Annotated in this window: 13 protein-coding genes and 4 pseudogenes; 12 read left to right on the plus strand and 5 right to left on the minus strand. The window is 69.1% G+C overall.

Features of this window, described 5'->3' with window-relative positions:
• Position 1 precedes the first annotated feature (1 nt).
• From AC0666_RS26995 to AC0666_RS27005, 3 genes and pseudogenes are all read left to right on the plus strand, one after another.
• A complete protein-coding gene (locus AC0666_RS26995) occupies positions 2-910 on the plus strand; it encodes a DMT family transporter (RefSeq protein WP_478708446.1) in 909 nt (302 codons plus the stop codon).
• Positions 911-1465: 555 nt separating this feature from the next.
• The gene (locus AC0666_RS27000; RefSeq protein ID WP_478708447.1) at positions 1466-1921 is read left to right on the plus strand and encodes a hypothetical protein; all 456 of its coding nucleotides are present in this window, start codon (positions 1466-1468) and stop codon (positions 1919-1921) included.
• A 400-nt stretch (positions 1922-2321) separates the two neighbouring features.
• A pseudogene (locus AC0666_RS27005) lies at positions 2322-2663 on the plus strand (VOC family protein); the annotation flags it as partial.
• Positions 2664-3383: 720 nt separating this feature from the next.
• Here AC0666_RS27005 and AC0666_RS27010 read toward each other — a convergent pair.
• A complete protein-coding gene (locus tag AC0666_RS27010) occupies positions 3384-5861 on the minus strand; it encodes a SpoIIE family protein phosphatase (RefSeq protein ID WP_478708448.1) in 2478 nt (825 codons plus the stop codon).
• Positions 5862-6169: 308 nt separating this feature from the next.
• On the opposite strand from AC0666_RS27010, the pseudogene AC0666_RS27015 reads away from it, so the two are divergent.
• The 4 genes and pseudogenes from AC0666_RS27015 to AC0666_RS27030 form a co-directional block, all read left to right on the plus strand.
• Positions 6170-6409, plus strand: a pseudogene (locus AC0666_RS27015) (cbb3-type cytochrome c oxidase subunit I); the annotation flags it as partial.
• Positions 6410-6544: 135 nt separating this feature from the next.
• Entirely contained in the window at positions 6545-7072 is a 528-nt protein-coding gene (locus AC0666_RS27020; protein WP_478708474.1) for a class I SAM-dependent methyltransferase, read from the plus strand.
• A 123-nt stretch (positions 7073-7195) separates the two neighbouring features.
• A pseudogene (locus AC0666_RS27025) lies at positions 7196-7509 on the plus strand (transposase); the annotation flags it as partial.
• 68 nt (positions 7510-7577) lie between these two features.
• Positions 7578-8114: a hypothetical protein gene (locus tag AC0666_RS27030; protein WP_468964249.1), complete on the plus strand. Its 537-nt coding sequence runs from the start codon at positions 7578-7580 to the stop codon at positions 8112-8114.
• A gap of 233 nt (positions 8115-8347) precedes the next feature.
• Here AC0666_RS27030 and AC0666_RS27035 read toward each other — a convergent pair whose 3' ends face one another.
• Positions 8348-8998: a hypothetical protein gene (locus tag AC0666_RS27035; protein WP_478708449.1), complete on the minus strand. Its 651-nt coding sequence runs from the start codon at positions 8996-8998 to the stop codon at positions 8348-8350.
• Between the two features lie 392 nt (positions 8999-9390).
• Between AC0666_RS27035 and AC0666_RS27040 the strand changes: the two genes are divergently transcribed.
• The gene (locus AC0666_RS27040; RefSeq protein WP_478708475.1) at positions 9391-9831 is read left to right on the plus strand and encodes a GNAT family N-acetyltransferase; all 441 of its coding nucleotides are present in this window, start codon (positions 9391-9393) and stop codon (positions 9829-9831) included.
• 251 nt (positions 9832-10082) lie between these two features.
• Here the strand turns inward: AC0666_RS27040 and AC0666_RS27045 are convergent.
• Positions 10083-11239 (minus strand): annotated as a pseudogene (locus AC0666_RS27045) (IS110 family RNA-guided transposase); the annotation flags it as partial.
• 500 nt (positions 11240-11739) lie between these two features.
• Between AC0666_RS27045 and AC0666_RS27050 the strand changes: the two are divergent.
• Together AC0666_RS27050 and AC0666_RS27055 are read left to right on the plus strand one after the other, a co-directional pair.
• Entirely contained in the window at positions 11740-12720 is a 981-nt protein-coding gene (locus AC0666_RS27050; RefSeq protein ID WP_468964253.1) for an AraC-like ligand-binding domain-containing protein, read from the plus strand.
• 135 nt (positions 12721-12855) lie between these two features.
• Positions 12856-13323, plus strand: a complete 468-nt coding sequence (locus AC0666_RS27055) for a hypothetical protein (RefSeq protein WP_468964254.1) — start codon at positions 12856-12858, stop codon at positions 13321-13323.
• Between the two features lie 918 nt (positions 13324-14241).
• On the opposite strand, the gene AC0666_RS27060 is transcribed toward AC0666_RS27055, so the two are convergent.
• Positions 14242-14829, minus strand: coding sequence for a hypothetical protein (locus AC0666_RS27060; protein ID WP_478708450.1), 588 nt, complete (start codon positions 14827-14829; stop codon positions 14242-14244).
• A gap of 499 nt (positions 14830-15328) precedes the next feature.
• On the opposite strand from AC0666_RS27060, the gene AC0666_RS27065 reads away from it, so the two are divergent.
• Positions 15329-15508, plus strand: a complete 180-nt coding sequence (locus tag AC0666_RS27065) for a hypothetical protein (protein ID WP_478708451.1) — start codon at positions 15329-15331, stop codon at positions 15506-15508.
• 337 nt (positions 15509-15845) lie between these two features.
• Positions 15846-16217 (plus strand): protein kinase domain-containing protein, encoded by a 372-nt coding sequence (locus AC0666_RS27070; RefSeq protein WP_468964339.1) that lies wholly within the window; start codon positions 15846-15848, stop codon positions 16215-16217.
• 1129 nt (positions 16218-17346) lie between these two features.
• Here the strand turns inward: AC0666_RS27070 and AC0666_RS27075 are convergent.
• On the minus strand, positions 17347-18531 hold the full coding sequence (locus AC0666_RS27075; protein WP_468964262.1) for a barstar family protein: 1185 nt from the start codon (positions 18529-18531) through the stop codon (positions 17347-17349).
• Positions 18532-19128 lie beyond the last annotated feature (597 nt).

The following is a 19128-nucleotide window of genomic DNA, read 5'->3' on the forward strand; positions in this document are numbered from 1 at the left end:
GATGAAGTCCCCCCTGACTCTGCTTTCGCCCCCCGCCCTCACGGTCGCCGCCGTTTCCTTCACGGTGTTCGCCTGGGCCTCGGCCTTCGTCTCCATCCGCAGCGCCGGTGCTGCGTACTCGCCCGGGGCACTGGCGCTCGGCAGGCTGCTGACAGCCTCCCTGGTGCTCGGCGTCCTGCTCCTGATACGCCGGGAAGGTCTGCCACCGCGAGGAGCCCGGCGCGGCATCCTGGTCTCCGGACTGGTGTGGTTCTGCGGCTACACGGTCGCGCTGAACTGGGGTGAACGGCTGGTCGACGCGGGTACGGCGTCTCTGCTCGTGAACACCGGGCCCATACTGATGGCGTTGCTCGCGGCCCGTCTGCTCGGAGAGGCGCTGCCACCGCAGTTGCTGGCGGGCATGGGCGTGTCCTTCGTCGGCGCGGTGGTCGTCGGCCTGTCCATGTCCGGAGGCGGCTCCACATCGTTGCTCGGGGTCGTGCTGTGCCTGCTGGCCGCCGTGGCGTACGCGACCGGTGTCGTCGCGCAGAAGCCGGCGCTCTCCTTCGGAACGCCCCTGCAGATCACCGCGTACAGCTGCCTGACCGGCGTTGTGGCCTGCTTGCCCTTCGCCGGGCAGCTCGCGACGGAAGTCTCCGAGGCGCCCCTGTCCGCCACGCTGAACCTGGCCTACCTGGGCGTGGTGCCGACCGCCCTCGCCTTCATCACGTGGAGCTACGCCCTGGCCCGGATGCCGGCCGGGAAGCTGGGCTCGACCACGTACGCCGTACCGGCCGTCGTGGTGCTGCTGAGCTGGGCGTTCCTCGGCGAGGTACCCGCCTGGCTGACGCTGCTGGGTGGCGTGCTGTGCCTGGCCGGAGTAGCGGTGGCCCGGCGCCGGCCCCGCTCGGCGACCCGCGTCGCGGCGTAGGCCGCGAGCCACTACGGCCTCGGGGGCATCGGGTCCACCCCGACTGACCGCGGTGGCTCTCCGCAGGCCGCTGACCGCACCGGGCGGACAGGAGCGGACGGCTCCGGCCTGAGGAACCTGGAGTCTCTGCTCGGCCGCACGCGAGCTGCCGCCCTGCATGTGACCACAGAAGGCTGCACGACGAGCGAACCGGCCCGCCGCCTCAACGTCACGGCTGCAGATGTCAGTCAGCACGCGACAGTGCTGCGGAACACGGGCCTCATCACCACCAGCCGCCGGGGCGGGCCCGTGCTGCACCTCATCACCCTCCCTCGGGCTGGCCCTGCTGCAAACCGGTGCCCTGATGCAACCGTGAGGTCCGACGGGCCGCGGCGTCAGACCGGGGGGCGCAGCGTCGCCCTGCTCGGGCGCCGCCGGATACTCGTGCTGAGGTGCGCGAGGCGCCGCACCTGCCGTCCCGGCCCCCTTTAAGCCGTGACTTAAGGGGGTAGGCCGCGGGGGCCGACCCGGTCAGGATGTGAAGCCGCAACCAGCTCATCCCATCCTGGAGATCGCATGAAGACTCATCTCGCCGTCGCCCTCGGCTCCGTCGTGTTGACTGCGGGCACCTTAATGGGCGCTCCCGCCGCCGGCGCGCAGACCGCCACCTACCCGCCCACCGCTTTCGACGTCACGGTCGGGAACACGTGGACGAAGGGCACGATCACCTGGTACAACCGGTCGGTCGTGGTGACGGGGACCCACAAGTCGGTGAGCTCGGCCGGTCCGGCGTACTGCCGCCGCACCTGGGCGTACACCTACAACGCCGCTGACACCGTGAAGCTGGGCTCAGCCGGCTCGGACTTTTCCGACACGGCGTGCGGTACGTCCAAGAACTTCAGCTTCACCGTTCCGGCAGATGTCCCCGGCGGAGCCGGACTCGTGCGCGTGTGTCTCGACGACGGCAATCTCAAGGACCTCCTCTGCCACCCATACCGGCGGCCTGACCCATCCGACCGGTTCGACAAGTGACGTTCCCGCACCAGCTCCAGGGCGGAACAACACGCCCCACGCTCCGGAAGCATCTGCCGCCCCACGAGGCAGCGATTCCCCGGGTCCGCTACGAGTCCAAGGTGACCGCCGCCGACGGGCAGGCTGTTGACGCGGGCCCGAAGATCGCGCTGCAGCGCCTGCCGTAGGGCGGTTTCAAGGCCGGAGGGGACCGGCAGTCGTTCTCCCCGCCACGCAGTGTCATACAGCCCAGGGGCGGCGGTGGCGCAACACTCCTGCCGCGAAGGGTTCCCGCACCCCGCACCCGATGAAGATGGACGGACCGTTGCTCATCTCCATCCAGGTCGGGTCCTCGCCGGCGTCGAGCCTGTTCAGTGCATCCCCCGAGCTCTCCAACTATGGCAACAAAGTGCAGATCAATATGAGGGCCGAGGACGACTCCGTGCTCGGCCGGTTCTGGGCGGAGGCACTCGGTTGGGGTGTCGACAGCGAGGGACCCGGCGTGACCAACCTCGAACCCGTGGGCTTCGCCTACCCCGACCCCGTGGCCGTCTGCATCGACATCGTCACCCGCCCGGAACCCAAAACGGTCAAGAACCGCGGGCACCTTGACCTGGCCACCACCTCGACCTCTCATCAAGCGGAGTTGGTCGCGCGCCTGAGGGATCTCGGCGCGACGCTCGCCGAAGTCGGTCAGGGCGACGTCCCCTGGACGGTCATGGCCGACCCGGAAGGCAACGAGTTCTGCGTCGCCACCCCTCGCTGACCCTGAGCAACGGCTCCGGCCGGTTTCGCGTCAGCGGCGAAGACACCGCGTGGCGTCAGCGTATGCCGCCGGAGACGGGGATGGTGTCGTGGTGATCCAGCGCGCGCATCGTTGGACGTCAGGAAGGCCACAAGCGTGCCGTAGTCGTCGGCGGTGCCTGTACGGCTCCGGTGCCTACGGCGGTGCTACGCAGTGGCTTTCGGCCACCATGGAGGACTGCCCCGCCCCTGGAGCCGGCTGTCCATGGGGCGCCCCTGTGGCGCCCGGTCGCAGGTCGGGTGCCCATGGCATCGGCCCGTTGGTGGCCCCGGCCCGCGCGCGGAACCACGTACGAGCAGGACGACCGCCGACCCGGTCCGAAGACGGAGAAATCCGAGGGGAGCGACGAAGGACACTTGTCCACGGCCGGTACGCCGTGGGCGCGGCGGCCGTCCCAGCTGCGCCGTGCTGGTCCGCTGGTCGGCGGCCTCCGCCGGTCGGCGGTGGCGCGCTGTCGCGGCCCGCCTGCCCTTGCGCTGTGCAGCCTGTCCGCCCTCACCGCCCGGGCCGGGCGGGACGCCGCGCCGCACATCCTGCCGCTGGAGGGCAATCCGGACCTACGTGAGACCGACGCCCAGCTCCCTCAATACTGGAACCGGCATCGGCCCCGCCTGCTCTCCATCGCGGATCGTTTGCGGAGTTCACCCTCTCGTCGCGACCGGGACAATGACAGGGTGATCAGGTGTCATCCCGGCCAACTTGATCGGAACCGAACTCGGCGAGCAGCAGAGCGATATCGTCGGCTCGGTAAGAGGAGCCCCGGGCGTTATGCAGAAGGCGGTTCGCGAGTTCGTCCAGCGAGCCTCCAGGGGCGTGCGCGAGGGATGCTCGCAAGCCGTCGATCCCCACGCTGATGTCGGCGCCGCGTTCCTCGACCAGTCCGTCGGTGTAGAGGGCGAGGACGGACCCTGGCGCAAGGTCGATCCGGCTTGCCGGATAGGCACTTGTGTGATCCACACCGAGGAGTGGACCGGCGTCCAGCTCAAGGGCGGTGGTCGTAGCGTCGGGACGGCGGAGCAGGGGCGGGGGGTGGCCGGCGGTGACGGCGTAGGCGTGGTGGCCGTGTGGTTCGACGTGGATGTAGCAGCAGCTGGCCAGCAGCCCGGGGTCGAGGTCGACGAGGGTCCGGTTGGCGCCCGCCATCACACCGCCAGGCGTATGACCTACTGCGGCGAAGGCCCGTACGGCGCTGCGTAGTTGGGCCATGGTGGCCGCGGCGGCGATACTGTGCCCCTCAACGTCTCCGATGACAAGGGAGATCCCACTACCGGTGGGGATTACGTCGTACCAGTCGCCACCGATGTCCATTCCGCTGGTGCCGGGCAGATAGCGCGCGACAGTGCGAATACCCGGGACCACCGGCAACCGGTGCGGCAGGAGTGCCTGCTGCAGGCCGCGCGCGAGGGCGAATTCCGAGTCGTAGAGCCGCGCTCGTTCCAGGGCCTGGGCCATCAGCCCGGCGAGTGCGGTGAGCACGCCGCGATCCTTCTCGGTGAACCGGTGGATCTCGTCGAAGCCGAGGACGCAGGTGCCGACAGGGCGGTTGGAGGCGATCAGTGGCAGATACGCCCAAGAGCTCACTTGGCCCGTGGGGATGCCCGGATAGCCCTGGGCGAGGTCCTGTTGCGACTCGATGAAGAGCGGAGCGCCGGAGGTCAGGGTCTCTGTACCGGGCAGGCGAGCACGCAGCGATACGCCCTCCAGCCAGTCGAGGAAGTCTTCGTGGTGGCCGGTGTGGTGGAGCAGATGCATCGTTCCGTCGCGCACCACGTAGATCGCCAGCTGCTGGCCCCCGAAGGCTGGTAGGAGCTGCTCGGAGATGACTTCGCAGACTTCGCGTGCGGTGACCGCCTCAGTCAGCGCGCTGCCCAGCTGCAGGACGTGGTACATGACGCCCAGACGCGGCGGTGTGGCAGCGGTTGCGGTCCCGGCCGAGGAGGCGGATGACGTCGAGGCCGGAGGTGAATGGCCGGAGGGCACTACTCGGCCGGTTACGCCGTCCGCTTCCGGATGGAGGAAGAAGGTGAGCCACCGGTCGGGTGGTCGGCAGGCCTGGAAGGAGACAGGCGCCTGCGAGATCATCGCGGACCGGTGCCGGTGCTCGACGTCGGGATCAGACAGCCACGGCAGCAGGTCCGAGAGAAACTGCCCCAGCAACTCGTCGCCGCGCACGCCCAGCAGCTGGAGGGCGCTGTGGTTGGCGTAAGTGACCCGCCCGTCGGGCGCGAGGGAGAAAACCCCGTCCCGCAGTCGTTCGACCGCCGCGACGGCCGCGCTGCCGGCCGTAGCGTCGACCACCGTGCCGACCAGGTGGCTGCGTGCCCGAGTGTCGTCGGCTTCTCGGGCGCGGCCCCACAACTCGACCGTGCGGTAGCCCTTGCCGCCGTTCCCGCGATCACGTATGCGCAGGCGCACTTTGATCCGTCCCTCGGTAGCTGCCGCGCGGGCGGCCGCTCGAAGGGCGGCGCGGTCGCCGGGGTGCAAGCAGGAAGCCAGCGTTTCGGCTCGTCCGTCGAAAGCGCGGGGGTCGAGACCGAAGATCGCGCAGAGCTCGTCGTCCACAGCGAAGGTGCCGGTGACGAGGTCCCAGTCGAACAGGCCGGCCCTCACGGCCGGTGCCGAGGGAGCTGGGGTCTCGACGGGGATCGACTGCGGGTCGCACTCGACGGGGTCGCCGGTACGAGCGCGGAGGTCGGCAAGAGCGGCACCGAGCCGTCTGGCGGTGGTCCGCACGTGTCGGCGCTGGGCCTTGGACAGCCCTTCGCCGCCGGGTGACGCCGCCCAGACGATCGCCAGCGCCCCGAAGTTCTCCTTCCCTGCGCCCACCGGCACGGAGCAGGAGCCGAAGGCGTACGGCAGAGCTACGGCGAGCTGAGGAAACCGGCGCATCGTCTCGTCGGCGTCGGCCAGGTGGATGGTGCGCCCGGAGCTGTAGGCCGCGGCGACCGGGATGGGGCTGCTCACCGGAATGAGGTGCCAGCCACCGAGCAGAGAAGGTGGCACACCGCATGTCGCGGCGAGCACGATCGACCGACGGTCGCGGGAGCGGAGAAAGATACTGCCGGCGTACGCGCCGGTTCCTTCGACAGCCTCCACGACGGCTGCACCGAGCAGGTCCTCACACTGCGCTATCCCACCGACGATCATTTCGCCCATGGCTCCAGTGTGCGCAGATAAGCCCATCGGCCAAAGGCGGGAACTCGGCGAAACGCATCGATCACACTTCGTAAGGTCGGTGCGCCCCGGCCATGGCTCTGCCTGGCGTCCCCGGCCACCCCGGGGTGAGACTGCAACCGCGACGGTATCGAACACGTGCGGGGCCGGGACACAGGGCCGCAATGCCGAACTTGACAGCTACTGTCACCGTTACTCGGGATCACCCATGGAAGCGGGGATCCCAGGGATCCGAGTCGGGGGTCGTTGCTTCGGTTCGAGTCGTCCGGGTCCCAGATTCCGCTGTCGTCTGGTGGCCGACGATGCCGGCATGCTGCTCGACGAACGGCTCGGCACATTCACTTCCGGACCCTGTTCGTCGGCTTCCACCTCACCTTCCTCATCCAGCACTGGCTGGGCGCCGAGGGCATGCCGCGCCGCTACGCCGACTACCTCGCGCCGACGGCCTCACCGCCCTCAACACCCTCTCCTCCATCGGCGCCTTCCTCCTCGGCGCCTCCACCCTCGCCTTCATCTACAACGTGTGGAGACCGCCAAGGACGCTCAACCTCAAGCCCGAAGGAGTTCAAGGCGCCATCCTGGACGCCCTGACCAGCGGCCGCATACCTACTCGCGACACCGGCAGCACACAGGGGTCCTGGGACCACTACGCCACCGGTTGGGGCGTGGCCGACTGGTCCGTCGACACCCGGTGGCGCGGCTGGACCCAGTACGAGGGCCACGGACCCGGCCCGGAGCATCTCGGCACTCCCGGCGGCATCCTCGAACTCGGCTGCGGATCAGCGATCGAGCTGGCGCACTACGCCCGCCGCAGGATCCCTGTCACCGGCGTGGACCTCGCCCCGGCTCACATCGACGCCGCCCGAGCCTGCTGCACCGGTCTGCCCGCCGACTTCCACAACACCGACGTCACCACGTTCCTCACTGGCACCGAGCTCCTCTGGGACGTTGCCCTGTCGCGGTTCGGCGCCGTCTGGTTCAGTAACCCGCGCCTTCTCCTGCCGCTGATTGTTGCCCGTCTCAACCCTGGCGGGATGCCCGGGTTCAGCCACGCGCCCGCCGTGCCCGGCTGCTACGGCCCGCAGGGCATGTACCCGGGGGCGCTGCGCGGGAGGCCGATCCACGTCCGCCGCTGGTCCTACACCCCCGGAAGTGGACCAGCCTTCTCCTGGCGGCTGGGTTCGAGCGGGTAGCGGCGGCGGTACTTCCCGCGCCCAATCCAGCCGACCTCGGGACCCTCGTGGTCCGTGCGTGGGCCCCGCCCTGCATCCGCCGGGGATGACCCCACGCCCTCCGTGATCCCCGCAGACAACACCGTGGACGTGACCTGCCGGCTGCGGCCCGCCGCGCACACCTCACCGGAGCGGATCCTGGGCCACACCTACGGACGGGGCAAAAACCAGCACATCCCGGTCCCCGGCTGGCCATACTCGATCGTCTGTGCGCTTGAGCCCGGCCGCAGTTCGTGGACCGACCACTGGACGCGCTCCGCCTGACAACGGGGGACGACACCGTCTCCGCTCAGCAGATGCGTGAACTCATCGGGCGGCTCATCACGGGCGGCCAATGGCAGGCAGGCGACCCGCACGTCCCTGTTAGGGCACAACAATCATGCGAGCCGCGCGTGGCGTCGTGTTCCCTGACGCCACGCGGGTGAGCATGTATGGACCAGCCCTCTTCCTGCACCGAGGCGATGCGATGCCCGACCGCGCCGACCATGTCCACCCCGAGAGCGTCGCACCAAGGTGGATCTTGCGGCACCGGCCGCCGGAGCAGTCATTGTTCAGCGGCATCTACGGGCTGGTGCTGGCCAGCGCCCTGGTGGCCGCGCTGGACGCGACGGGCGAGAAGGCCGATCCCGGTTCGGACGCGCTGTGGGTCCTGCTCACCGCGCTGGCGTCGGGCGCCGCCCATGGGTACGCGCACGTCATCGCCCAGCGTGCGTCCGTCGACGGGGCAGCCACCCCGAGCAGACTGCGGTTGGTGCTCGCGGAGTGGCCATTGGTCGCCGCCGTGCTGCCCACGGTTGGGATACTGCTTGCCGCGGTAGCCGGGTGGTGGGCAGAAGCCACTGCTGTCGACGCGGCCCTGCTGTTCAACACCGTCGCCTTGTTCGGCTGGGGTACCGGGGCCGCCCGCACCGCCGGGCACGGATGGCCGTCCTCGTTCCGGGCAGGGGGCCTGGACATGCTGATCGGCCTGGTGATCATTATCGCGAATGCCCTGATCAAGTAGCCAGACCGTCAGGCGCCATGTCGGCGACACAGGCCGCGATTCATTGATCCGTGGGCACCCTTCCTGTCCGCCGCTGCCGGCGGCGACAACATGTGTCGCTTCGTCTCACCCGGACTGCAGATCGGTCGGACATAATGAGGACGCTGCAAAGATCCCGAAGCAACGTCACGGACGCACATAACACTCCCCGGGGGAGAAGCCCCCGGCCACGAAGCAATACCTCAGCGGGGCACTCACGGGAATCGCACACCCCCGACGCAAGACGCCACTCGGCCCCAGTCGTAGGCGTCGAGCGCGATCCTTTTGTGCCGGGCGAAGACGTCCTGTCGTATCCGCTCGTCGCGGCGGCTGCGGCGCGTGGTGGCCGAGCAGGTTGTGTCGGCGATCGCCTCGTAAAAACAGCCGAAGCGCAGCAGTTGCAGCATCGCCGATCCGGTGGCGGGGCCGGAAGTGACGCCCGCCGGGACGAGGATTGACCCGCCACCGCCGCCGCCGGGCCCGGCGGCGGCGGTGACCAGGAAGCAGCCTCCGCCGCCGCCGTGCCAGCCGCTGCCACCACCGCCCCCGCCGAATCCGCCACCGCCTGTGCCGCCGGTACCGGGCGTGCCGTCGGTGCCGGCCCTGAAGCCCTCGGGGCAGGCGGCTCCGCCCTTGCCGCCGAGGGTCTGGGTTCCGCCGCCACCCCCGCCGCCGCCGTCCGGTCGCTCGCCGCCGGTTTTCCCGGTGTCGCCCGCGTCACCGCCGGTGGCCTCGCGGACGGGACCGGTGAAGCTGGAGCCGCGTCCGCCGCCCCCGCCGCCGGCGGCGACGATGAGGCGGGGGTCGGTGCCGGGAACGCCGGTCAGGGCACAGCTCGCGCGCCGAGCTGCAGGTGCGGACGTCACTGGCACCGCCGCCGCTGCCGCCGGGGCGCTGGCCGGTGACGGCTCCGCCGCCCGTGTCGGTCCGCCCGCCTTCCCGGCGTCCCGGCCCGCCCCCGCGTCCCGGACCCCCCCCGCAAGGACGGGTCTGTCAATCGAACGGTGTATCGAGGTGCAACTTCCCAATCTCGAAGTCAAGCCGCTGTATCGACGTCGGGCCCGCTCAGAGCCTCCAACGCTAAATAGACGCTTCCGGCCCAAGCGGACCAGCGCTTGCCCTCTGATGTCGAGAAAATCGGGTGCGGGTCGCTGGGCCCAGACTGTTTCCTCACCTCATGCACACGACGAGACTGGTGCGTCTCCACCCTTGGGCGGACAACGACCTTTGGCTGCTCCGGCGACGCAATACCTTGGAGATGACGGCTTACCTCGGCGGCCCCGAATCTGATACTGCCCTCCTCGCCCGCCACCGTCGCTGGACCGCCATGAGCGCGAACGCTGCGCACGAGGGCCGGGTGTTCCGCGTGGAGTGCCCGACGGGAGACACCGTAGGGACGGTCTCCTTCGCGCCGAAGGAGTACGAGGGCGAGCCGATCTTTGAAGTGGGCTGGGGCGTCCTCCCCGAGTACCAGCGTCAAGGTTGGGCGACGACCTCCGTCCGAGCCCTCCTCGCACACCTGGCCGCCCTTCCTTCGGCGCACCGCCAGTCGGCGGTTCACGCCTTTCCCCGTGTGACAAACGCGGCCTCGAACGCGGTCTGCCGCGCGGTGGGCTTCACCCTCGTCGCTGAAACGGTGCACGAATATCCCCCGGGGCAGCACCACGCCAGCAACAACTGGCGCTTCACCCTCCCGTGAACCCGAAGCGACCTCAGTCTGCGGTCATGTTCGGAGCCAGATGGTGAGGGCTGCGCCGGCTGCGATGCCGGGGTAGACGTAGAGGTGCTTGTCGTAGCGGGGGGCGTAGCCATGCATACGGCCAGGTGAACTGGGATCCGCCCCAAGGTATAGCCGGTGTCTACTGTGATTTGCTGCTGGGTTTCTACGCCGACCGGGAGAGCGTTCCCGAGGACGCTTCGCTCGGTCCCCCGTAGGGAGTCTTGTCGCGGGATCATCGCCCAGAGCACGTTGGTGCGGCGGCGGGCGAGCGCGAGGACGGCTTGCTTGTGACCTTTGCCTTCCTTGCGCTTCCTGTCGTAGTACACCTTCGATGCCGGGCAAAACTGCACGCTGACCTGGGCTGATAGGTACATGGCCCGTTGGAGACCGCGGTGGTAGTTCCGGGGGCGACGGAGGTTGCCGCTGATCTTCCCGGAATCCCAGGGCACGGGGGCCAGGCCCGCGAAGCTGGCCAGGCGGTCTGAGCTGACGAAAGCGTTCAGGTCCCCGCCGGTCGCGGCGATGAACTCCGCGCCGAGGATGGGCCCCATGCCGGGCAAGCTGAGGATGACCTCCGCGTCCTGGTGCTGGCGGAACCGCGCTTCGATCCGTGCGTTGAGCTCGGCGACCTCGTCGTTGTGTGCCGCGACGACGTTCGCCAAGCGGGCGACCAGCTCGGCCGCCAAGGCCTCGCCCGGAAGCGAGGTCATCTGGGCCTGTGCGGCATCCACGGCCTTCTGCGCGAGTGCGGCGGCGCGGCTGACCCTTCGGCTCCTCAGCCAGGTCTCCAGCCGCTTGGCACCCATGCGACGGATTGCCTCCGGCGTCTGGTAGCCGGTCAGGAGCTGGATCGGGCCCTTCTTCGTCATGTCGAGGCACTCCTCCAGGGCGGGGAAGAACTGGTGGAGTTGAGCGCGGAGCCGGTTGATGTGCCGGGTACGGTCGAAGACGAGGTCCAAGCGCCGGCCTGTGAGAAGGCGCAGGTCGACGGCGATCTCGTCGTTTGGCCTGACCAGACTCACGTCGCGACGGATGCGGGCCTGGTCGGCGACGATGAAGGCGTCGCGGGCATCGGTCTTGCCTTCGCCGCGGTAGGTGGTGGACGCGTGGTGGATCGTGCGGCCGGTGAGGTAAGCGACCGGCTGCCCGTGGTTGACCAGGAGACCGATGGTGAGCGCGGCGATACCAGTGTTGATGTCGACCGCCCACCGACCGCCCACAGGACGTCCTCGGATATCGCCAGCACGTCGCCGACGAGCTGGAGCACCTCGGCCTCGTCGTTGCGCACCCGCCGGGACAGAAGCCGCTTGCCGTCTGCATCGATCACTACCGCATGGTGGTTCTTCTTGCCGATGTCCAGTCCGGCCCAGAGCTGGGGCACGGCCACCTCCGTCGCTTGTCGTCTCGTTCCGATCCCGCAGACGACCTCGCCGACGCTGTCTTACAAGAGCGATCGAGTCGCGATTCCCAATTGGTGGTCGAGTCGTCGCGGGGCTCCGGGCGGCCAAGTTGCCAGAGCCATATCGACTGCAACAGGCAACGAGCCATACCCAGAGCCCCTGGGCTCCGCCGATCCTACGAATGACCAGTTCGAACCCACGAAGAAGGTAAGACAGGGCAACCCCGGGCGCGGCGGCCGGCCGCACCGGCCGCTGCTGTCCTGCGGGACCTTCCGCAACAGCGGCAACAGCCGGGTGACGCTGTTGATCATCCGGCGCGGTCCACGGCCGCGACTGACACTCCTCCCAAGACAGCCGCTGGTGACCCAGGCGGACTGTGGCCGGATCGGATTGCCTGCGTCACAGGTCACAGCCCCGCGGGGCGCGTGACGCCATAGGCTCCTCTCGGCGATTTGTCCGTCTGACACAGATAGGGGCGCAGTACAGCATGCTGAGTGAGATGTCGTTCTGCAGTGAGGACGTTGCCCCGCCGGACCGTTTCGACTACTGGCGTGAGCACCTCTTGAAGGCGTATGCGCCCGCGCAGGTCCTGAGCCGTCATGCCGCCGATTTCGTCGCGACGCAGCGCATCGTGGAGCTGGGCCCGGTGCGCTTGTGGACGGTTGAGCACCCGTCGATGACTCTGCGACGGAGTTCGCGACTGATACGGCAGGCCGACCCCGAGATGTACCACCTCTCGATTCCCCTGCGGGGCGCGATGCATGTCGTCGGTTCCCGGGGTGCGGCGGAGTACGGCGCGCGTGACGCGGTCCTGCTGGACACCTCCCAACCCCACGTCATGGACGCTTCCGCGTCCGGGGGGCAGGGCCGGATAAAAGGAGTCGGGCTCTTCCTTCCGCGTGACGTACTGCCCCTGCGGGCGAACAGCGTCGGCGAACTGATCAACCGGCCGCTGCCGGGCCGGGACGGCCTGTGCACGCTCCTTGCCCAGTTCCTCGCCGGGGTACTGGCGGACACCTCCTGCTATCGGTTGACGGACGGCCCTCGGCTGGGGAAGGTGGTGATCGACCTGGTGTCCGCGCTGGTGGCCCACGCCCTGGGCGGCGACGACGCCCTCGTACCAGAGACGCGCCGGCACACTCTGCTGGTGCGTATCCGGCAGTACATCCAAGACCATCTGCACGAGCCTGAACTGACACCCCGCTCGGTTGCAGCCGCGCACCACATATCCGTCAGTTATCTGCACCGCATCTTCGATGGCGAGCAGACCAGCGTCGCTGCCTGGATTCGCCACCAGCGCCTGGAGAGCGCCCGGCGCCACCTTGCCGACCCCGCGCTGCGGAGCATGCCCGTCCACCTCATAGCCGCCCGCTGCGGATTCGCCCGCGCCGCCGACCTGACCCGCGCCTTCCGCGTGGCTTATGGCCTGCCTCCCACGGAATACCGGAATCAGGCGTGTGCCTCCTGAGTGGACGCATTGCTAACTGAGTGTGGATGCTCAGCCAACGACAACGTCGTCCGCTCACGCCTAGTTTGACCACTGTCAAGGTTCCGAGCGCCGACCGCACCAGCGGCCCGGCACACTCCGTGGAAGGACTGCAGGATGCCGTCGAAGAAAAGCCTGTTGAGGAAGTCACTGTCGTCCACCGGGATCGCCCTGGCCGCCCTGGCTCTTTCGGTCACGGTTCTGGGCGGTCAGGCTTCCGCCGATACCATCGAGGGGATCGAGGTCGACGACAGCGTGGTCAGTGAGCACGCCGAGGGCATCACGGCGGCCCTTCCGTGTATCACCAGCACCGGCGTCCTGACGTGCTTCGACAAGGCGGGCGACAAGGTCTACGTGAAGGACACGCTGGCCGATGGCAAGTCGGCGGTGGGGCTGTGGCAGACCAACTACGGGCGCACGGGCGGCTGCCGGAACAAGCTGACCGCCGGCAAGTGGGCCGAGTGCAACTACGACATGCGCGAGGAGGGGTACATCCAGCTGCAGAACACCCGGTACGACGCCGAGACCAACACGTTCACCTATCCCACCCCGCGCGTGTACTCCATCTGGCTCCCCATAGGCTGACCCCAACGGTTAACGAGGCTTTCGGGCTGCCGTCGGGCAGTGTCGGTTGCTGAGCCCTGCGGCGTGCCGGTGGATCCGGAGGGCGGGGGCCTGACCACTGGGCGCCGGGCGTTTCGTGAGCTCCGGCTGCAGGGCTCGGAGGCAGGATGGGCGACGGGGCCGGCTGCCGGAACGTGGCGCTGGGTGTCGGGGGCGCGGGGATCGGCGTTGCTTGCCGGAGACCACCTCACTATCGATGTCCAGCGGTACCCGAACCCAGACTTCCGCTCGGACGGTCCTGATGGCGCTCGGCTCCGCCGTTCCTCCCTCAGTGATCAACTACCTACCAACCGGGACTGCGCTTGTACTGCTGGTGGTGCGTACGGCTCATGGCCCAGCGGACCGGTCGGGCGCGTGGATCAGGGTCGGCAGATCGTGTAACAGCCTCTTCAGGGCCCTGGTGCCGTACGGCGTCAGGGCCCCCTCCACGCGCGTCCATGATGAGGCCGGCGAAGCCGGCTTCGCCGACGGTGACGTAGAGGTCGGCGCAGGTGGCGAGGAGCGAGACCAGGACCAAGGCGTCGGGGACGCGGCGCGCACCCTGGGCGCCTCAGGTCTCGTCGCTGCGATTGCCTGGCCCTTGGTGAGACCGACGAGCCTTACGCGTCCTGGCGGGCAGCGGCGCTGCTGGAACAATTCGCCCCTGGTCGGTCGTGGGACGAATCTCCATTGCTGCAGCCGCCTCCCCGGGATGCCGGCACCACGACTCATGGTGTCCTGCCACAGTGCAGCCTTCACTCCCGTCCAGGTCAAGCGGATTACGGCAGGGCCCGCGGCCGGTCACGGAACAGCCCGGTCCCGGACCGGCCACGGACGGTGAGTTGCTGTGACCGGGCTCGGCTGCGGTGATCCCAGCCGCGGCCTGCCCGCACGCCCCACTCAGGTGTTGTCCCACACCACGACGTCGAAGGTGCCCCGCACGTCGAAGGCCTGCCCGGCCAACTGCTTGACGGCCAGCCGGACCACTCTGCCCTGGCTCGTCCTGCCGCACACGACCATACCGGTCTTCATCTCGATGTCTTTGGCGGTGGCCTGCGTCTCCGTGGCACCCGCACAGTCTGCGTATGAGGGGACCGTGCCGGAGTTCTCCCACACGAGCGCCTTCGCGCCGTGCTCGGGACGCAGCATGCGGCCGTTGAGCTGGAAGACCGTGAAGTCGTTCTCCTGGTTGATCTCGGACCGCGAGGGCGGCGTGGAGTCGAGATCCTTGCCCTCGGCGTACGCAATCACCAGGGCGCCCTCCCACCGCACCGTGCCGGCGGCTTTCGGGGACGGCGTCTGAGACGGTGCGGCCGCCGAAGGGATGGCCTGGCCGCCCGAAGGGCTCGCACTGCCCGGGGTGGAGTCCAGGGTGGTGGGGGCAGACACCTGCGGCGGTGCGGAAGCCTGGCCTGCAGGTGGCGCCGGCGCGCCCTTCGCGCCGCCGTGGCCGGGGGCCAGCAGGTAGGCGCCGAGTACCGAGATCACCGCCGCCGCCAGGGTCGCTCCGGCACCGATCCACGCACCGCGGTGCGACGAGCCACGGATCGGCGCCCCGGGCGGCCCCCCGGAACCGGGTGCCCCGCCGACGCCGGCCGTCTGGTCGGCCGGACGGGGCCGGGGCGACGGATATCCGGACGACGGTTCGGTCCGCGTCGAGTAGGCCGCTGTCGTGTCCGTGGCTGTCGGTGAGCCACACATGCCTGGGCTGCCCGTGCAGGTGGCGTGCCGCCTGGGACGTGGTGTCGATGTAACCGGACGTGCGGATCTCCTCCCATGACTCGGTGCTGGTGTAGTGGAAGAGGGTGCTCAGCATGGTCACGACCCCAGTGTGAACCGCTGCTGCAGGCGCCGACGCGGCGATGCCCGCCGGGCGTACGGCAGGCCCACAGGCGAAGCTGGAGCAGCGGATGGGCGTTCCTGTGTCTTCACGTCCGCGGGGGAGAGCTGATCAGGCCTGCGGCAGTTTCTTGGCCTTGTCGCTGATGTGTTGTACCTGTTCTGCGGTTACCTGACGGCTCAGCTCGCCACGGCAGCGTTCACTGCGGCCTCCACCACCCAGCTCGCCACCGCACACGTCCGGGACCTGGCGCCGGACGGCACGAGGATCACGCTGCACGACCAAGGGCTGCGCCGGGGCTGCATGCCCCACCCCGTTCCCGACTGAGCCCGCCCGCTGCTGGGGGCGGCCGCTCTCCTTTGGCGGATCGGGTCCTCACCAGCGGCCCACTCTTCAGTGACCTGCTGGGAGTCGAGGGGATGCCGTCCTCGACGGGCTTCGCCCAGGACTGCAGGCTGCGCCCGCCCCAGCCGCCGCGCTCCAGGCTGCGCCGGAGTCGGCGAGGGACGGTGCCGAGTTTGAAGGAGCCGGTGAAGACCATCTGGCCTGTGTGTACTGCCCATTACGGGCTCGCGTGGGTCAGGTGCGATCTCTCGGTTTGGTGACAGCGGTGTGAGAGACGGGCTGCTCCTACACGGGGACGTAAAGCCCGGCAACCTTCGGGCTGGCGAAGCCGTCGTTGGCCGCCTCCTCCTTCACCTCGGCGGGTGAAATCCTGGGCACCCTGGATTACCTGGCCCCGGAGCAGATCGCCGGCCGCCCAGTAGACCATCGGCACGATCTGTACAGCCTCGCCTGCGTCGTCTACGAGGCCCTTGCGGGTGAGCCCGTATTCCAGAGGGACGATGTCATGGCCCTGCTGTGGGCGCACCAATACGACCCGCCGCCGGCTCTCTCCGGGAAATGTCCGGGGATCGCGGCAGCCGTTGACAGCGTGCTGGCGAAGGCGAAGGCCAAGGCCCCGGAGGATCGTTACGGATCACGCCGGGAGTTCGTCGCGGAGTTGATTTCCGCCGCGGGCGGTCAGGCGAGCTGAAACGATGCCCCAGAGACGCTGGTGGCCGCACCGATGGCGGCATACGAGCGGTCGGTACGCGCCGGACCTCTGGCCTGTATGGATCGTGGCCGATCTGGCTGTGGTCGTGGTCTGCGTCGTCGGTGTCGTGGCGTACTGGCTCGTCCGCCGGCTGACGGAACCCACGGAGACCCTGGGCGCTCCGGACGGCATCAGGCTCAGCATCGCCGTCGGACGCACAGTTCAGCGGAGCCAACGTCCGATGGGGCCGCCTTCGGCCGCCTGCGGGCGGGGCGGGCTGAACTCCGGCCCTACTCAGAGGAGCGAGTGCTGTCGGAACCGGCCCACCCGAGCTGTTGAGCCCGCGTGTGGGGGGCGACGTCGCCCGTGTTGGGTCGCCCAGGGCGTGGGTGGCGCCGAGCTCGACGAGCGCGCGCAGCTCGGCGATCCGGCCCGCCAACCGGTTCCCTGACTTGGTTGGGGCCGCCGCAGAACAGCTGCCGCACGGCCTGGTCCTCGACGGCGAGCTCGTCGTCTGGGACGCCGAGGCCGGCCACCTGTCCTTTGAAGCGCTGCAGCGCCGGGCCGCCACCCGCGCCCGCGGCGCGCGGCCTGGCCGCGACGCTGCCTGCGTTTTACATCGCGTTCGACGTGCTGCAGCAGGACCTGCACCTGCCCTACCGAGAACGCCGCGCCCGACTGGAGGCACTGTTCACCGACCACGCCCTGACGGCCCCGTGGACCCTCGTCCTGATGACGACCGACCCGGGCCAAGGCACGCGAATGGCTGGAGGACTGGACCGACGTATCCGGGGTGGAGGGCATCGTGGAGGAGCTGGGGGCGGGTCAGGGTCTGGACACGGCGGTGGAGGACGATCCCCGCTTCGGTGCGGGCCCGGCCGCGGCCGTCGGCTGAGTGCGGGTGGGGGCCAGCCGCCGGGCGGGCGGCCCACTTCCAGGACGTCGTGCCATGGGGCGGGCGTGTAGGTGACATCGGTGGTTGCGCACTTGTCGGCGATGGCGTGGAGCGCGTCGTTCTCGGCTTCGTCGATGGTGAGGTTCCGGCGGAGTTTGGTGGCGGTCCATTCGGCGGTGTAGCGGCACAGTGCGTCGGGGGACGGCGGGAGCCACCGCCAGGTGGTCGGTGGATTCACCGGAGAACAACGGTGACGCCGCGGCTCTCGAGGATTTTCACGGCTTCCTCGAAGTAGGTGAACTGTCCGCCGTGGTGGAGGGTGAAGTTCAACGCATGGCGAGCGATGTCGGCGTCGTGCCAGATCAAGGTGAAGGGCCCGATGACGCCGCGTTGGCCGCCTAGGCAGTCATTGAGATCGTCGAGCCCTCGGCCGAACCAGCGGCCGGGACCGATGAGTGCTTCGCCCAGCGCGCAATAGAAGCCGGGCTTGTCGGTGATGAATCGTCCCTCAAGGTGATGGGTTCCCCCAGTCCGATCCGGCTCGCCGCCTGGATGAGGGCGTATCAGGTCGAGCCACTCAGCTCGGCCCCGCGTGTCAAGTGAGGCCCACTGGTTGGGCGTCGTTGGGAAGCCCTGGTACCAGGATTCCCAGATGCGTCGGGCACCCAGCGAGGGTCGATCGTCGTCCCCGCCGTCTGCGAGCGTGATGTCGACCAGGGACCCGCCCAGCACGGACGGACCGACATTGGCGATCTCCAGACGGACCCAGTGGGACCCCATCTCCTGTCCGAACCGGTCCAGTGCCACCAGTACTCCCCACTCCTGGGTCCAGGCTTGCGGGTTGCGCAGGGCAGCGAGCAGTCGCTCGCCGGGCTCGCACCCAATGAGCTGCAAGGGGATGTCTGGGCGGACCTTGCGCGGGGCGACGAGACCGTCGATGCCGAGGCATTCGCCGACAGGCCCGCCCTTGTAGTCCTCTTCTGTAAGTGCGAAGCGCGGGGCGGCGGGCATGGTGCCGGGGCCGGCGCCGGGCCAGACCTCGCTGTGTTCGATCACGCCAGTGCCGACGACGACGTCGACGAGGTCCGGATCGGTCGCGTTGGGGGAGTGTGAGATGACGACCGTGTCCACCAGGGTCCACGCGAACTGGGGGCCCTTCTCATCTGAGATGTCAACGTCCAGATTGCCCAAAGACCGCGTGGCCTCGTCGGGAAAGGCGAGCACATCGTGCCATGGCCCTGCGGGCGTGCATCCGCGCAGAGTCAGGAGTTCACGTGGTGGCGGCACCGGGTCGGCGAACAGTCCCTCGACATCGGCGCACCGCCCCCAGAAGTCACTCTCAAGGTCGGCATCCTGGCGGGTCAGAAGATATCTGACCGGAAAGATGTGATCCCACGTGGCATGGTCCTCGACCCGCACGAAGCCTCCGAACAGTTGAACCGACTTGGCGGGTCAACGATACGGAGCAACGTTCCCCAGCCCGACGGAAGGGGCAGTCAGCTCTTGTTTTGCCGAGGTCTGCCGATCGCCTGTTGGCGTGCCTGGAGATAGGCGGCGTTCCTACCCGGACTACCCGCCCCGGAGGCGGCCCGCCTCGTCGCGAGCCTGACCCCGTCCGCCCGTGGCCGGACCCGCGCCCACCTTGCTCAGCGCCCAAGGGCGCTGGTCAGCGGTGTGTCCGACGCACCCCGCTCAGTACAGGCTCTGATCACTCAGCTCGGCGCCCTGGGTATCGCTGGGGTACGGGCGCCGGCCTGCCTGCGCTGCGGACGGGCACGCCTGCTGCGGCGGGCGGTGCCCGGCGGCAGGGTCTGCCTCGGCTGCGAGGGCATCCTCACCGCCCACGGCAACGTCGGACCCTGTACCGAATGCGGCGAGACAAGGCCCCGCCCCTCCCGCCAGACCTGTGCACGCTGCCTACGCGCCCAAACCGCGGCCTTCCGGTCGTGCTCCCCTTGCGGCAGGTCCAGCCACCTCGACCCGCGCTCCTCCTGCCGGCCCAGGCCGAAAGTGCCT

This window comes from Streptomyces sp. NPDC043680 (genome assembly GCF_056436685.1).

Excerpts from the sequence above, each read along its gene's own strand:
- AC0666_RS26995 (WP_478708446.1), top strand. The coding sequence starts at position 2 with ATGAAGTCCCCCCTGACTCTGCTTTCGCCCCCCGCCCTCACGGTCGCC.
- AC0666_RS27000 (WP_478708447.1), top strand. The coding sequence starts at position 1,466 with ATGAAGACTCATCTCGCCGTCGCCCTCGGCTCCGTCGTGTTGACTGCG.
- AC0666_RS27010 (WP_478708448.1), bottom strand. The coding sequence starts at position 5,861 with ATGGGCGAAATGATCGTCGGTGGGATAGCGCAGTGTGAGGACCTGCTC.
- AC0666_RS27030 (WP_468964249.1), top strand. The coding sequence starts at position 7,578 with ATGCCCGACCGCGCCGACCATGTCCACCCCGAGAGCGTCGCACCAAGG.
- AC0666_RS27040 (WP_478708475.1), top strand. The coding sequence starts at position 9,391 with ATGACGGCTTACCTCGGCGGCCCCGAATCTGATACTGCCCTCCTCGCC.
- AC0666_RS27050 (WP_468964253.1), top strand. The coding sequence starts at position 11,740 with ATGCTGAGTGAGATGTCGTTCTGCAGTGAGGACGTTGCCCCGCCGGAC.
- AC0666_RS27055 (WP_468964254.1), top strand. The coding sequence starts at position 12,856 with ATGCCGTCGAAGAAAAGCCTGTTGAGGAAGTCACTGTCGTCCACCGGG.